This is a genomic window from Helicobacter pylori, assembly GCF_017594925.1.
Lineage (GTDB): Bacteria > Campylobacterota > Campylobacteria > Campylobacterales > Helicobacteraceae > Helicobacter > Helicobacter pylori_DP.
In genome coordinates, this window is the sequence record NZ_JAALNT010000002.1 from 56,842 (window position 1) to 70,833 (window position 13,992).

Sequence of the window (13,992 nt, forward strand, 5' to 3'; positions counted from 1 at the left end):
ATGCTAAAAGAATATTTAGAAAGCATTAAAGATCTTACGCCTGAAAAGAATGAACTCACGCACCGTCGCCCTTTAGAAAACTTGCTTATAAGTTTAAAAGACAATTTCAATAAGGAATTTAAGATTGAACATGAGCCTAAAAAAGACAAACAATGTGGTCAGCCTGATTTTCGCATCTCTTATCAAGGGCTTAACATCGGCTATATAGAAAATAAAAAGGTAGGGACTGATCTTAACCAGCTCTTAAAAAACAAACAAATCCTTAAATATTTAGAATTGAATCCCAACCTCATGCTCACCGATTACCTTAATTTCGTGTGGGTAGGAAAAGATGAAGAGAATAAGCCTTCAATTAAAAGACAAATTTCTATCGCTAGCCCTGATGAACTCTCTAAACCCCTAAAACCCAACCCGCAAACCGAGTGCGATCTGATTGAATTGTTCAAAAGCTTTTTCAATCACGAAGCGGCCCCTATCACTAACGCTAAAGATTTCGCAACGCATTTAAGCACGCCTACCAAGTATTTAAAAGACGCTTTAATCCAATACCAAAAAGACACGCAAGTTTCTAGCATTTTTAAGAATTTTAAAGAATATCTTTATGAAGAATTGAGTTTTGAAGACTTTAGCGATGCGTTCGCTCAAACGCTCACCTACAGCCTTTTTATAGCCAAGCTCAACCACCCTTTTGAAAAAATTAATTTGGATAATGTGAGAAGCTCCATTCCTGAAAATTTCGCTGTGATCAGAGAAATGGCGGATTTTTTAAAGAAGCTTGATGCAATCCAAGAGATCCAATGGCTTTTAAATGAAATTTTAAACTTGATCAATCATGTTGATATGGACTCTATCCTTAAAGATTTGAATGACGATAAAGACCCTTATTTGCACTTTTATGAAACCTTTTTAAGCGCTTATGACCCTAAATTACGAGAGAAAAAGGGCGTGTATTACACCCCAGATTCTGTGGTGAAATTCATCATTAACGCTTTGGATAGCCTGCTCAAAACGCATTTCAAAGACGCTCCCTTAGGCTTAAAAAGTGCTTTAGATAACGAAAACATCAAGCTCTTAGATTTTGCTACCGGCACAGGCACTTTTTTATTGGAAGCGTTCAGAAAAGCGCTAGAAACGAGAAAAACAAGCGATGGAGGCACCTCCACTAAAGAGGACAAATACCAAAACCTTTTGAAGCAATTTTATGGGTTTGAATACTTGATCGCTCCTTATGCGATCGCTCATTTGAATCTCAGCCAAGCCTTTAAGGAGGAATTTAAAAAGCCTCTCAAAGACAACGACGCGCTTAAAATCATTTTAACCAACACCCTCATACAGCCTAGTGAAATCGTTGCTTATCGTGGGCTAAACCCGATTTTTGAAAAAGAGCTTTTAAACGCCAAAGAAATCAAAAAAAATGAAAACATCCTTATCATCACCGGTAACCCCCCTTATAGCGGGGCGAGCGAGAATAAGGGCTTGTTTGAATGGGAAGTGAAAGCCACTTACGGTATAGAGCCTGAATTTCAAACCATAGAAATAGAAAAAACGGTTAAACTTGCCGATAAAATCCAAACGCTTTTAAAGAACATTCAAAAACAAAAAGAAAGCGGCAGTAAAAACGCCCTAAAGGAACTTAAAAATCTCCACTCTAAATACAAATTGCAAAAGGAGAAAAACCCTAAATGGCTCTTAGACGATTACGTGAAATTCATGCGTTTCGCTCAAAACAAGATCGAATTATTAGGGCATGGCCTTTTTGGCTTTATCTCTAACAACGCCTTTTTAGACAACCCTACTTTTAGGGGGTTAAGGCGCTCTCTTTTAGAATGCTACGATGAGCTTTATATCCTAAACCTGCATGGAAACGCTAGGAAAAAGGAGAAAACCCTACAAGGCGCAACAGATGAAAACGTTTTCAATATCATGCAAGGTGTGTCCATTAATCTCTTTGTCAAAAAGGCGCAAGCCACCAAGCAAAAAATCCACTATTACGATGTGTATGGCGGAAGGGCTGAAAAATACGCCTTTTTAGCCCAAAACGATTTGGATAGGATTGAATGGCTTGAGCTTGCCCCAAGAGAGCCTTTTTACTTACTCATACCCCAAGAAACGCCCTTGTTAGAGGAATACGAACAAGGCTTTAGCGTCCAGGAGATGTTTCAAATTGGAAGCACCGGTATTTGTTCGCAACGAGACCATGTCGTTTTTCATAAGGATAAAGAAAGCTTGCTCAAGCTTCTAAAAGATTTTTCAACCTTAGAACCTAGCGAGTTACGCAGAATTTATAATATTAAAAAAGATGGTAGGGATTGGCGTTTAGAATATGCCATTAAAGATGTTAAGGCAAACGCTAACAATTTAGAAGAATACATTGTTTCGTGCCAATACCGCCCTTTTGATTTTTACTACACTTATTATACCGGTAAATCAAAGTCTTTTATCGCTTATCCACGAGGCGAAGTCTTCAAGCACATGTTACCCCCCCCCCCAACAAACCCTAAAACACCCAATCAAACGCGCCAAAATGTCGCGCTAAACACCCCACGACAGCTAAAAAACAACGATAAAAGTTGGACGCAATGCTTTATAAGCTCTAGCATTAATGATCAAGGGTTAAGCTCTGGGGGCAATGGAGCTGGGGTTAATTACCCCCTCTATCAATTCAAACACCCCAACTACACCGAAAATTTTACGCCAGAGTTTAGAAGCTTTATAGACAAGCATTATAGCCACCATTTTGAGCCGTTAGAGGTTTTAGGCTATATCTATGCGTTATTGTATTCCCCACATTACCGCAAGCGTTATGAAGACTTTCTCAAAGCCGATTACCCTAAAATCCTTTTCACAAACAATAAAGATTTGTTCAGGGTTTTAAGCCTTTTAGGGATTGAACTAATCGGCTTGCATGTCTTAAATAAAGAAAGCCTGAATCACAGCTTTGACAAATTAAAAGACGCCACCATAGGCGAATCCTACTACAAAGAAGAGCATGATCGCATCATCAAAAAACCCTCTCATAACGAACCAGAACAACGGCTTTATATCAACCATAGCGCTTATTTTAAGGGGGTGAGTAAAGAAATTCATGATTATAGAATAGGGGGGTATGGCGTTTTAGACAAGTATTTAAAAAGCCACAAAAACGAGCCTTGCGACTTTGATCATGTAACTAATATCATTAAAGTCATCGCGCGCACGATTGAAATCCAAAAAACGCTTGGATTTTTAACGAGCGATTTGCCCCATTTAAAAGGGAATGACAGCGAAGCGTTAATGCAAGAAATCTTGCAAAATCCACCCCCCCCCCCATTTAATACCAATATCGCCCTTATCTTATCGCGCCAAGCCAAAGCCATCGGAGATTTTGACTTTGATGCCGCATTCATCAGCAAAGAAACAAGCGACAACAATATCTATCGCAGAGGCGGAGGATCGGCTTTCCCCTTATTCTGTATTGCCTAATCTTGCTCTCATTTGCGATAGAGGCTCTAAAGTAAGCCCCATTTCTAATGTTTTTGTAACGGGCATGCTTTGCGATTTGCATTTGAACGGATCGGGGAGTTATGCGTTTTTGTTGTATCGTTTAACATAGGTGGGGATAGGTAGCTTCTATCATTTGATGCATTTGATGAGAACAAAGCTAAAGACTAAACATTAAGATAGCCTTAAAACGCTTGTGTTAAAATGGCTAGAGTAGCAGATATAAAAGGTTAATTAATAATGGATTTTTTAAAAGAAAACTTAAACACTATCATAGAGGGGGATTGTTTAGAAAAATTGAAAGACTTTCCTAACAGAAGCGTTGATTTTATCTTTGCTGACCCCCCTTATTTTATGCAAACAGAGGGGGAATTGAAGCGTTTTGAAGGCACAAAATTTCAAGGCGTTGAGGATCATTGGGATAAATTTGGCTCTTTTAAAGAATACGATACCTTTTGTTTGGGTTGGCTAAGAGAGTGCCAAAGGATTTTAAAAGATAATGGCAGTATTTGTGTGATGGGGAGTTTTCAAAATATTTTTAGAATTGGTTTTCATTTGCAAAATTTAGGGTTTTGGATACTCAATGATATTGTTTGGCACAAGAGTAATCCGGTGCCTAATTTTGCTGGCAAGAGACTATGCAACGCCCATGAAACGCTTATTTGGTGCGCTAAACACAAAAACAGCAAAGTTAGCTTTAATTATAAAACAATGAAGTATCTCAATAATGACAAACAAGAAAAATCGGTTTGGCAAATCCCTATTTGCATGGGTAACGAAAGACTAAAAGATGCGCAAGGTAAAAAAGTGCATTCCACGCAAAAACCAGAAGCGCTTTTAAAAAAAATCATTTTAAGCGCGACTAAACCTAAAGATATTATTTTAGATCCCTTTTTTGGCACAGGCACAACAGGGGCTGTGGCTAAATCCATGAACAGGTATTTTATTGGCATTGAAAAAGATTCTTTTTATATTAAAGAAGCGGCAAAACGCCTGAATAACACTAAAGATAAAAGCGATTTTATCACTAATTTAGAATTAGAAACTAAACCCCCAAAAATCCCTATGAGTCTTTTAATTTCTAAACAACTATTAAAAATCGGGGATTTTTTATATTCATCTAACAAGGAAAAAATTTGTCAAGTTTTAGAAAACGGACAAGTGAGAGATAATGAAAATTATGAAACTTCTATTCATAAAATGAGCGCTAAATATTTGAATAAAACCAACCATAATGGTTGGAAATTTTTTTATGCGTATTACCAGAATCAATTTTTATTGTTAGATGAATTGCGTTATATCTGCCAAAAGGACTCTTAATGGACTATCAAACCTTTAACGAGATTTTTAATCGGTTTGTTTTTGGAACATCTAAAGCAAAGTTACTTGAAAATATTGCCGAAAACCCTGAACGCTATTTGGGGATTTTTAGACCCACTAAGCCTAAAACAAAATTATTACAAAATTTATTGACTTCCCATGAGATTAAGTTTGGCGATGCGTTTGAATGCTTAATAGAACAATATTTAAAAGAGCATAACTTTTCACCTTTATCTAAAAAAATCCCTTATTACAATAAGGATAAAGAAAAAAGGGAATCTTTAGAATTAGATCAGTTGGCTAAAAAAGATAACACCTATTATTTTATAGAACAAAAAATGCGAGATGACCATGACAGCGCCAAAAAGAGAGGGCAAATAGACAACTTTGAAAGGAAATTAGAGGCTTTAATCCATCGTTATGGCGAAAACATTCAAGGCTATTTTTACTTTATAGATGAGGGTTTGAATAAAAATCAAAATTATTATAAAGAAGAATTGCAAAAATTATCTGTTGATTATGGCGTGCCTTTGAGCTTGTGTTATGGTAAGGAGTTGTTTGAAAAACTTAATATTCCGCAAGTTTGGGATGAGGTTTTAAACCATTTAGCGCGATGGCGTGAAATTTTACCTGATTTACCCAGTTTGAATTTTGATGAAAATCCTTTAGAAAGCTTTAAAGAAATCAAAGATTTAGCGCCAAGCGTTTATAGGAAGCTTTTGGATAATGATGAAATTTTCAATCTTGTGTTAATTTTATTCCCAGAACAAAAAGTTTTAAAAATGTTAGTAGAGCATTTTAGACAACAAAATAAAACAATTTATCAGCAATTAGCGTCAAAGTTAGCACAAAAGTTATTGTCTTTGCGATAGAGGCTCTAAAGTAAGCCCCATTTCTAATGTTTTTGTAACGGGCATGCTTTGCGATTTGCATGTGAATGGATCGGGGAGTTACGCGTTTTTATGTATACCGATTAGGCTCAAAATGAGTGAACGAATGGGCATGTTATCTAAATTTTAGATAGAATAAACGCAAAAATTGAATAAAACCTTAAAGGTGATTCTTTCTAATCTCAAAAATGGGTGGTGCTATTAACAATGACAAAACGACTTTTTAAAGGGTTGTTAGCGATTTCTCTTGCGGTGAGTTTGCATGGTGGTGAAGTTAAGGAAAAAAAGCCGGTCAAGCCGGTCAAAGAAGATCCGCAAGAATTAGCGGCTAAAAGGGTGGAGGCGTTCAGTCGTTTCTCTAATGTGGTTTCAGAAATTGAAAAAAAGTATGTGGATAAAATCAGTATTTCTGAGATCATGACTAAAGCGATTGAGGGCTTGCTCTCTAATTTGGACGCGCATTCAGCGTATTTGAATGAAAAGAAGTTTAAGGAGTTTCAAGCTCAAACCGAGGGCGAATTTGGGGGGCTTGGGATCACGGTGGGCATGCGCGATGGCGTTTTGACCGTTATTGCTCCCTTAGAAGGCACTCCCGCTTACAAGGCTGGGGTTAAATCAGGCGATAACATTTTAAAAATCAATAACGAAAGCACGCTGAGCATGAGCATTGATGATGCGATCAACCTCATGCGCGGCAAGCCAAAGACCCCTATTCAGATCACCATTGTGAGAAAAAACGAGCCAAAACCCTTGGTGTTTAATATCGTTAGGGATATTATCAAGATCCCCTCTGTCTATGTGAAAAAGATTAAAGACACGCCTTATTTGTATGTGAGAGTCAATTCTTTTGATAAAAATGTTACCAAATCGGTTTTAGAAGGCTTAAAAGCTAACCCTAAGGCTAAGGGGATCGTGTTGGATTTAAGGGGGAATCCTGGAGGGCTGTTAAACCAGGCGGTAGGCTTGTCTAACCTCTTCATTAAAGAGGGGGTTTTAGTTTCTCAAAAAGGCAAAAACAAAGAAGAAAATTTAGAATACAAGGCTAACGGCAGAGCCCCTTATACCAATTTGCCTATAGCGGTGTTAGTCAATGGCGGTTCAGCGAGCGCGAGCGAGATCGTAGCAGGAGCGTTGCAAGATCACAAACGAGCCATCATTATCGGTGAAAAAACCTTTGGTAAGGGAAGCGTGCAGATGCTGCTCCCTGTCAATAAGGACGAAGCCATTAAAATCACGACCGCACGCTACTATTTGCCGAGCGGGCGCACCATTCAGGCTAAGGGGATCACGCCTGATATTGTGATTTATCCGGGTAAAGCGCCAGAAAATGAAAATAAATTCAGCTTGAAAGAAGCGGATCTAAAACACCATTTAGAGCAAGAGCTTAAAAAACTTGATGATAAAACCCCTAATTCCAAAGAGGCGGATAAAGACAAGAAAAATGAAGAGGAAAAAGAGGTTACTCCTAAAATGATCAATGATGATATTCAGCTAAAAACCGCTATTGACAGCTTGAAAACCTGGTCTATCGTTGATGAGAAAATGGATGAAAAAGCGCCTAAGAAGAAATAAAAACTCATGGGGTTTTTATTTGAAAAATCGTTAATGATTTTTTTCGCCCACTCAATCAAAACCCTTAAAATCATCAGTTTGATTTTAAGCCTTTTGGTAAGCTTTTGGACAAGCTTTTTGGTTGCCGAGAACGCTCATGAGCCAGAAGAGATCAAAGCTAAAGTGGCTTATGTGAAAATCCCCCAATTAGAAGATTTGGAAAACAATCCGGTTTATATCGGTCAAATTATAGGCGTAACTTATGATTTATTGCTGTTTGACGCTGAGTTTTTGGAAGCCAAAATCAAAGACGGGTTGGATAAAACCCAAATTGAGCTTTTAAATAAGATGCCTAAATGGAAAAAGGTGGAAAAAGAGCTTTTCAGAGCGACTTATTATTACAAGATTAAGGGCATAAAAGCGATTATTCCGTCCTTAGAAGTGAGCGCGTTTTCCAATAAAGACAAATACATCGATCATTCCATAGCCCCAAAAGTTGCTTTGCAGGTAACGGATTTGTCCAAAAACCCTCGTTATGCGAATGTCATGGCTAAAGATTTACAAGTTGTGCAATACAAAACTAAAGACTATGACGATAAAAACAATATTTTGGTGATGGAATTAGCGTTCAAAGAGGCTAATTGGGAAGATTTTCACATCAAAGAAGCACTAAAACAGGGGTTTGATAACGCCTCTTTAAGCCAGATCAAGGCTAAAGAAGGGAGCGTTTTTTATTATTGCGTGCTGCCTAAAACCCTTCAAAACCTTTCTTTTGATTATTTTTCGCTTTCAAATAGGCAGTTTAAAACGCTGTCTTTTTCAGCCATTCCCACTCAAGACACTACCGGTATTCAAAGCGATCTCATCCCTAAAAACAATTTTTTAGTCTTTTCTAATGTGGCGCTGCTTGCTTTGTGCGTGTTTTTTTTGGTGTTGTTTTTCATTTTTGGGCACAAACTCATTTTTTTAGGGTTTGGGATTTTGTGCTTAGGGTTTGTTTTGTATCACCTTTTATTCACGCAAAAATCAGCCCTATTGCTCGCTCATAAAAAAATCCGCATTCTGCCCACGCAAAATTCCACCATTTTAGGGCTTTCTAAAGATGAAATGCCCATTAAAATCTTAGGTTCGCATGATGATTATTATAAAATCCTAACGCCGCATGAACAAATAGGATGGGTCAAAAAAGATGAAGTCAAATAAAAAATCCAATCATTTAAGAGCGATTTATAGGGCTTTAGTAATCGCTATAGGACTAGCTGTTATCATTGTTTTCAATTATTTTAACCGCAAAAACAATAACGCTCGTTCTAGCCGTAGGGCTTGTTCGTGCTTTTTTTCCCTTACCAGGGTTACTTTAGAAAAAATAGGCGCTTTTGATACGGACGCTAAACTCATTGTCTTAAACCACCAAAGCTTACTGGACATCATTTATTTAGAAGCCTACCACCCTAGCAATATTTGCTGGATCGCTAAAAAAGAGCTGGGTGAAATCCCCTTTTATGGGCATGCCTTAACGGATACCGGAATGATCTTAATTGACAGAGAGGATAAAAAAGGGATAGTGAGTCTTTTGAAAGCGTGTAAGGAAAAACTAGACCAAAACCGCCCTTTAGTGATTTTCCCTGAAGGCACTAGAGGCAAAGGAGGAGAAAAATTCCTCCCTTTCAAGCAAGGGGCTAAAATCATCGCCGAAAAATTCCAGCTCAAAATCCAGCCGATGGTGTTAATCAATTCCATTAAAATCTTTAATTCCAAACCCCTAGAAGCCTATAAAGCGCGCACCCGTTTAGTTATGCTAGAAAGCTATACGCCTGATTTTAACTCGCCCACCTGGTATGAAGAATTACAAGAACGCATGCAAAAAGAGTATTTAAAACACTACCACGAACTAAACGCATGAAGCTTTTTGACTACGCTCCTTTGAGTTTGGCTTGGCGGGAGTTTTTGCAAAGCGAATTTAAAAAACCTTATTTTTTAGAAATAGAAAAACGCTACTTAGAAGCCCTAAAAAGCCCTAAAACCATTTTCCCTAAAAGCTCTAATCTGTTTTATGCGCTCAATCTAACGCCCCCTAGCGCGGTTAAAATCATTCTTTTAGGGCAAGACCCTTACCATTCCACCTACCTAGAAAATGAACAAGAATTGCCGGTGGCGATGGGGTTGAGCTTTAGCGTGAAAAAAAACGCCCCCATTCCTCCAAGTTTAAGGAATATTTTTAAAGAATTGCATGCGAATTTAGGCGTGCCTGTGCCTTGTTGTGGGGATTTGAGCGTGTGGGCTAAAAGGGGCATGCTGTTATTGAACGCCATTTTAAGCGTGGAAAAAAACCAAGCCGCTTCGCACCAATATATTGGCTGGGAAGCTTTTAGCGATAGGATACTGATGCGTCTTTTTGAAACGATCTCCCCTTTAATCGTGGTGCTATTAGGGAAAGTCGCCCAAAAAAAGATCGCGCTAATCCCTAAAAACAAACACATTATCATCACAGCCCCTCACCCCAGCCCATTATCTAGGGGGTTTTTAGGGAGTGGTGTTTTTACAAGCATCCAAAACGCCCACAGAAAAATTTACCATAAGGATTTTGATTTCAGTTTATGATTGATGCTTAATGAGACAGAACCCCTTAAGAATACCTTTATTTAAGAGCATTTGTGATAGAATGTTAATTTTTAAATAAAGGGAAAACATGCCAATTAGAATCGCTATCAATGGGACCGGGCGCATCGGTTTGTGCGCTATAAGAGTTGCTAGCCAAAGAAAGGATATAGAAATTGTCGCCATCAATTCTACCGCTGAATTAGAAACTCTTTTGCATTTGATCCGCCATGACAGCGTGCATGGGCATTTTGAAGCCCAATTAAACGCCAATAGAACCCTAAATATCGGGCATAGTAAAAATATTTTAGTGTTGAGCGAGCGAGACATTAACAAGCTTGATTTTTCTGTCGCTAACGCAGAAATCATCATAGAATGCACGGGGAAATTCAATTCCTTAGAAGCTTCAAGCACTCATCTTAAAAACAGTGTGAAAAAAGTCATCATCTCCGCTCCCGCGCAAAACACCCCCACCTTTGTCTATGGGGTGAATCACACCCATTATCATAACGAAAGCGTGATTTCTAACGCCTCTTGCACGACTAACGCTACCGCTCCTTTATTAAAAATCTTAGATGAAGCCTTTAAAGTAGAAAACGCGCTTTTAACCACCATCCACAGCTACACTAACGATCAAAACCTCTTAGACACCAAGCACAAAGACATCCGCCGCGCTAGAGCGGCTAGCCTTAATCTTATCCCCACAAGCACCGGCGTGAGCAAAGCCATTTCGCTAGTCTTACCGCATTTAGGTCCTAAAGTTACAGGCCTTGCGATTAGAGTGCCTACCCCTAATGTGAGCTTGGTGGATCTATCTTTAAATTTTAAAAAATCCGTGAGTAAAGCAAGCGTTCAGCATGCGCTTAAAGACGCTTGTAAGCATGCCTTTAAAGGGGTTGTGGGCATTGATGAAGAAAGGCTTGTTTCAAGCGATTTTATTTCTTCGCCTTTTAGCGCGATCGTGATTGATGATCAAATCATGACAATAGGCGAAAAAAATGCTAAAGTATTGGCATGGTATGATAATGAGATGGGTTATAGCGAGCGCTTGATAGACATGGTGCAATATATAGCACAAAATTAAAAGAAAGGATTTTTCATGTTAGCTAAAATGTCGTTTATGCAAAATGTTAAAAACATTCAAGAAGTGGAAGTGAGCCATAAAAGGGTGCTTATTAGAGTGGATTTTAATGTGCCTTTAGATGAAAATTTGAATATTACCGATGATACGCGCATTAGAGAGAGCTTGCCTACCATCCAATATTGTATTGACAACAAGGCTAAAGATATTATTTTAGTGAGCCACTTGGGCCGCCCTAAAGGGGTTGAAGAAAAATTGAGTTTAAAACCCTTTTTAAAACGCCTTGAAAGACTTTTAAATCATGAAGTGGTTTTTTCTCAAAATATCGCGCAACTCAAGCAGGCTTTAAACGAAAACGCGCCCACAAGGATTTTTCTTTTAGAAAATATCCGCTTTTTAAAAGGCGAAGAAGAAAATGATGAAAATCTGGCTAAAGATTTAGCGAGTTTGTGCGATGTGTTTGTGAATGACGCTTTTGGCACGAGCCACAGAAAGCATGCCAGCACTTATGGCACGGCGCAATTCGCCCCTGTTAAAGTGAGCGGGTTTTTACTCAAAAAAGAAATTGATTCGTTTTATCAAGCGTTTAACCACCCTTTACGCCCTTTATTGTTGATTGTAGGGGGGGCTAAGGTCAGCTCCAAACTCACCCTATTAAAAAACATTTTAGATCTCATTGACAAGCTCATCATTGCCGGGGCGATGAGCAACACCTTCTTAAAAGCCTTAGGCTATGATGTGCAGGATTCTTCTGTGGAAGACGCCCTAATCAATGACGCCCTAGAGTTATTGCAAAGCGCCAAAGAAAAAAAAGTCAAAGTCTATTTGCCCATAGACGCTGTAACCACTGATGACATTCTCAACCCCAAACACATCAAAATTTCACCCGTCCAAGACATTGAGCCTAAGCACAAGATCGCTGATATAGGGCCTGCGAGCCTGAAATTATTTTCTGAAGTCATAGAGAGTGCGCCCACCATTTTATGGAATGGCCCCTTAGGCGTGCATGAAAAACAAGAATTCGCTAGAGGTACAACCTTTTTAGCCCACAAGATTGCTGACACTTACGCTTTCTCGCTCGTTGGTGGGGGCGATACCATTGATGCGATCAATCGCGCGGGCGAAAAGGATAACATGAGCTTTATCTCTACCGGTGGGGGGGCGAGCTTGGAATTGTTAGAGGGCAAAATTTTACCTTGTTTTGAGGTTTTGGACAAACGCCATTAACTCTAAGGATCGCTTATGGTGAATGTGTTTTTCAAGCAGCAAAAATTCGTCATTAAAAAACGCTTTAATGACTTTAATGGTTTTGATATAGAAGAAAATGAAGTGTTGTGGTTTGAGTTAATCAACCCCACGCCTAATGAATTAGCCACTCTAAGCCAAGAATACGCCATCCACTACAACACGGATCATTCCCAACGAGTCTCATCAGTTACCAAATATTGGGAAGACAGCTCCAGCGTTACGATCAACGCTTTTTTCACCAATCAGGATGAAAATGAGACTTTTCATACGGAAATGGCGACCTTTATTTTGTCTAATAACATTCTTTTCACGATTTATTATGGGACTTTAGAAATCTTTGATTCTATCCAAAAAAAGGTTTTGGCTAGCCCTAAAAAATTTGAAGACGGGTTTGATATTCTAACCAAAATCTTTGAAGTGTATTTTGAAAAAGGCGTGGAATGTTTGGAGTGGATCAACAAACAAACGAGCCTGTTGCGCAAAAACATCATTTTCAAAGAAACTTCTACGCATGATGATATTTTAGTGCGCTTGTCCAATTTGCAAGAATTTAATGTGGCTTTAAGGGATTCTTTTTTTGACAAACGGCGCATTATCACCGCTTTATTAAGGAGCAATAAAGTGGATAGCGATACTAAAAATAATTTAAATATCATTTTAACCGATTTTAGCTCTTTGGTGGAGTCTACAACGGTCAATCTCAACTCGCTTGATAATATCCAAAACCTGTTCGCTTCTCAAGTGAATGTGGAGCAAAATAAAATCATCAAGCTCTTCACTGTGGCGACTATGGCGATGATGCCCCCCACATTGATTGGCACGATTTATGGCATGAATTTTAAATTCATGCCGGAGTTAGAATGGCAATACGGGTATCTTTTCGCGCTGATTGTCATGGCGATTTCTACGATTTTGCCTGTGCTCTATTTTAAAAAGAAAGGCTGGTTGTAGCCTTTTATGGAATTTTTATCCTCACTCTTAGACGCTCTTTCTACACCGCATGGCATAGTCTCCTTGGCTACGCTCACGCTTTTAGAGATCGTTTTAGGGATTGATAATATCATTTTTATCACGGTGATGGTCTATAAACTCCCCAAACACCAGCAAAATAAGGCCATGATTTTAGGCTTGGGCTTAGCGATGATCGCTCGTATAGGGCTTTTAGGGAGCTTGTTTTTTATCAGCCATTTGCAAAAGCCTTTATTCACTATAGCGGGCATGAGCTTTTCATGGCGTGATGTGGTGTTGCTTGTAGGGGGGGCGTTTTTGGCTTTTAAGGCGTTAGTGGAACTAAAAGAGCAGATTTACCCTAAAGAAAAACGCCAAGAAAAAGCGTTTGGCTTTTCCATCGCCTTAATAGAAATCATGTTTTTAGACATTGTCTTTTCTTTAGACTCTGTGATCACGGCTATTGGGATCGCTAAACACTTAGAAGTCATGGCGCTTGCTATTATTTTATCCGTAATCGTGATGATGTTTTTTTCCAAAATCGTTGGCGATTTTATTGAAAGGCATTATCGCATCAAAACTTTAGCCTTTGTGTTTTTGCTCGTTGTGGGCGTGTTTTTGTTTTTAGAAGGCTTGCATTTGCATGTTGATAAAAATTATTTGTATGCGGGTATTGGTTTTGCCTTGCTCATAGAATGCTTAAACATTTTCATAGAAAAGAAAATGAAAAAAAGTTAAAAAGCGTTTTTTAAAAACAAAATTAAAGGAGTTATTTGTAAAAGGCTTTCATGCTTTTATGAACAACTAAATTTTAATCAAAACTCATAAGCGCATAGGGGCATTTCGCAATGAAACCCCCTTAAAAAGAGGATTTGT

Annotated in this window: 11 protein-coding genes; all 11 read left to right on the top strand. The window is 38.6% G+C overall.

The window, feature by feature from the left end; genetic code table 11:
- The 11 genes from G6069_RS01125 (at nt 1) to G6069_RS01175 (ending at nt 13,854) form a co-directional block, all read left to right on the top strand.
- Nucleotides 1–3,462, top strand: coding sequence for a type ISP restriction/modification enzyme (locus G6069_RS01125; RefSeq protein ID WP_197293116.1), 3,462 nt, complete (start codon nt 1–3; stop codon nt 3,460–3,462).
- Nucleotides 3,463–3,720: 258 nt separating this feature from the next.
- On the top strand, nt 3,721–4,800 hold the full coding sequence (locus G6069_RS01130; protein ID WP_197293117.1) for a DNA-methyltransferase: 1,080 nt from the start codon (nt 3,721–3,723) through the stop codon (nt 4,798–4,800).
- Nucleotides 4,800–5,672, top strand: a complete 873-nt coding sequence (locus tag G6069_RS01135) for an HpyAIV family type II restriction enzyme (protein ID WP_197293118.1) — start codon at nt 4,800–4,802, stop codon at nt 5,670–5,672. Before G6069_RS01130 ends, G6069_RS01135 begins: the two co-directional genes overlap by 1 nt.
- A gap of 225 nt (nt 5,673–5,897) precedes the next feature.
- A complete protein-coding gene (locus G6069_RS01140) occupies nt 5,898–7,262 on the top strand; it encodes a S41 family peptidase (RefSeq protein ID WP_197293119.1) in 1,365 nt (454 codons plus the stop codon).
- Nucleotides 7,263–7,268: 6 nt separating this feature from the next.
- Nucleotides 7,269–8,444: an SH3 domain-containing protein gene (locus G6069_RS01145; RefSeq protein ID WP_197293120.1), complete on the top strand. Its 1,176-nt coding sequence runs from the start codon at nt 7,269–7,271 to the stop codon at nt 8,442–8,444.
- Nucleotides 8,431–9,144, top strand: coding sequence for a 1-acyl-sn-glycerol-3-phosphate acyltransferase (locus tag G6069_RS01150; protein WP_197293121.1), 714 nt, complete (start codon nt 8,431–8,433; stop codon nt 9,142–9,144). Before G6069_RS01145 ends, G6069_RS01150 begins: the two co-directional genes overlap by 14 nt.
- Nucleotides 9,141–9,842 carry a uracil-DNA glycosylase gene (ung, locus tag G6069_RS01155; RefSeq protein WP_197293122.1) on the top strand — a complete coding sequence of 234 codons (702 nt, stop codon included), beginning with the start codon at nt 9,141–9,143 and terminating at the stop codon, nt 9,840–9,842. The genes G6069_RS01150 and ung overlap by 4 nt, the downstream gene beginning before the upstream one ends.
- Nucleotides 9,843–9,930: 88 nt before the next feature.
- Nucleotides 9,931–10,923: a type I glyceraldehyde-3-phosphate dehydrogenase gene (gene gap, locus G6069_RS01160; RefSeq protein WP_197293123.1), complete on the top strand. Its 993-nt coding sequence runs from the start codon at nt 9,931–9,933 to the stop codon at nt 10,921–10,923.
- 15 nt (nt 10,924–10,938) lie between these two features.
- The gene (locus G6069_RS01165) at nt 10,939–12,147 is read left to right on the top strand and encodes a phosphoglycerate kinase (RefSeq protein ID WP_197293124.1); all 1,209 of its coding nucleotides are present in this window, start codon (nt 10,939–10,941) and stop codon (nt 12,145–12,147) included.
- Between the two features lie 15 nt (nt 12,148–12,162).
- Complete coding sequence (corA, locus tag G6069_RS01170; RefSeq protein WP_000248511.1) at nt 12,163–13,119, top strand: magnesium/cobalt transporter CorA; 957 nt, start codon at nt 12,163–12,165, stop codon at nt 13,117–13,119.
- Between the two features lie 6 nt (nt 13,120–13,125).
- Nucleotides 13,126–13,854: a TerC family protein gene (locus G6069_RS01175; RefSeq protein ID WP_197293125.1), complete on the top strand. Its 729-nt coding sequence runs from the start codon at nt 13,126–13,128 to the stop codon at nt 13,852–13,854.
- Nucleotides 13,855–13,992 lie beyond the last annotated feature (138 nt).

Coding starts and splice junctions, on each gene's coding strand:
- G6069_RS01125 (WP_197293116.1), top strand. CDS start 1: ATGCTAAAAGAATATTTAGAAAGCATTAAAGATCTTACGCCTGAAAAG.
- G6069_RS01130 (WP_197293117.1), top strand. CDS start 3,721: ATGGATTTTTTAAAAGAAAACTTAAACACTATCATAGAGGGGGATTGT.
- G6069_RS01135 (WP_197293118.1), top strand. CDS start 4,800: ATGGACTATCAAACCTTTAACGAGATTTTTAATCGGTTTGTTTTTGGA.
- G6069_RS01140 (WP_197293119.1), top strand. CDS start 5,898: ATGACAAAACGACTTTTTAAAGGGTTGTTAGCGATTTCTCTTGCGGTG.
- G6069_RS01145 (WP_197293120.1), top strand. CDS start 7,269: ATGGGGTTTTTATTTGAAAAATCGTTAATGATTTTTTTCGCCCACTCA.
- G6069_RS01150 (WP_197293121.1), top strand. CDS start 8,431: ATGAAGTCAAATAAAAAATCCAATCATTTAAGAGCGATTTATAGGGCT.
- ung (WP_197293122.1), top strand. CDS start 9,141: ATGAAGCTTTTTGACTACGCTCCTTTGAGTTTGGCTTGGCGGGAGTTT.
- gap (WP_197293123.1), top strand. CDS start 9,931: ATGCCAATTAGAATCGCTATCAATGGGACCGGGCGCATCGGTTTGTGC.
- G6069_RS01165 (WP_197293124.1), top strand. CDS start 10,939: ATGTTAGCTAAAATGTCGTTTATGCAAAATGTTAAAAACATTCAAGAA.
- corA (WP_000248511.1), top strand. CDS start 12,163: ATGGTGAATGTGTTTTTCAAGCAGCAAAAATTCGTCATTAAAAAACGC.
- G6069_RS01175 (WP_197293125.1), top strand. CDS start 13,126: ATGGAATTTTTATCCTCACTCTTAGACGCTCTTTCTACACCGCATGGC.